General features: G+C 71.9%; 1 protein-coding gene. It reads right to left on the reverse strand.

Translation table 11 applies throughout. From position 1 onward, the window contains the following. The coding region (locus ACWEH3_RS36160) for an AMP-binding protein (RefSeq protein WP_452358518.1) at positions 1 to 1,238 on the reverse strand (1,238 nt) is incomplete at both ends.

Below are 1,238 nucleotides of genomic sequence, written 5' to 3' on the forward strand. Positions count from 1 at the left end.
AACTGATCGCCCGCGAGGTACAGCTCACCCGCGACGTTCGAAGGCACCGGGTGCAGACGCGAATCCAGCACGTACGCCTGCGCGTTCCACACCGGCAGGCCGATCGGCACCGCACCGTCCACCTGCTCGGCTACGGGCGCGTGCGTGGCGTGCACGGTGAACTCGGTGGGTCCGTACAGGTTGTACAGCGCGGCGTCGCTCACCCGGCGGATGGCCACGACCGCGTCGGCGGTGAACGCCTCACCGGCGACGAACAGCGTGCGCAGCGAGGCGAGCGCGTCCGCGTCGGCCGGGTCGATCCCGGCCGCGAAGACGGTCAGCATCGACGGCACGAACGAGGTCATCGTGACCCGTTCGGCCGCGATCACCTCGGCCAGGTACTGCGGGTCGCGGTGCCCGTCCGGGCTCGCCACCACGATCCGGCCACCGATGCTCAACGGGCCGAACAGTTCCCACACCGACACGTCGAAGGTGGCGGGGGTCTTGAACAGCACCACGTCGTCGGCGTCGATGCCGTATTCGCCGGTGATCCAGCGGATCTGGTTGACGACCGCGGAGTGCGGCACGGCGACGCCCTTGGGGCGGCCGGTGGAGCCGGAGGTGAAGATCACGTACGCCGGGTGCTGCGGGCGCAGCGGCGCGATGCGCTCGGCGTCGGTGACCTGGTCGTCCGCGTAACCGGACAACTCCAGCTCGTCGATGCGCAGCGTGGCGCGGCCCGCGCCGTCGAACGCGTCGCGCGCGGTGGTCAGCACGCAGACCGGGTCGGCCGAGTCGAGCACGTAGTGCACGCGATCGGCCGGCTGATCGAGATCCAGCGGCACATAGCCGCCACCCGCCGCCTGCACCGCGTAAGCGGCCACGACCAGGTCCACCGAGCGGCGCAGGCCCAAGGCGACCAGCGTCTCCGGACCCACACCCGCCTCGATGAGCCGACGCGCCAACCGCCACACCCGCGAGGCGAATTCGGCGTAGGTGAGCTGCGTCCCGGTGGCCGGATCGATCACCGCGACCGCGTCCGGGGTGGCCGCGGCCTGCGCGGCGAACTCCTCGACCAGCGTGCTCGCCGGGCCGAGGTCGCGGGCGGTGTCGTTCCAGCCGCGCAGCGCCTGCTCGGTCTCCGGCTCGTCCAGCAGTGTGAGATCGCCGATGGGCCGGTCCGGCTCGGCGGCGACGGCCTTCAGCAACCGGCCGAAGCGCCGCCCGAACTCGGCCATGGTGGCCGGGTCGAACAGGTC

The organism is Nocardia sp. NPDC004718 (assembly GCF_053601535.1).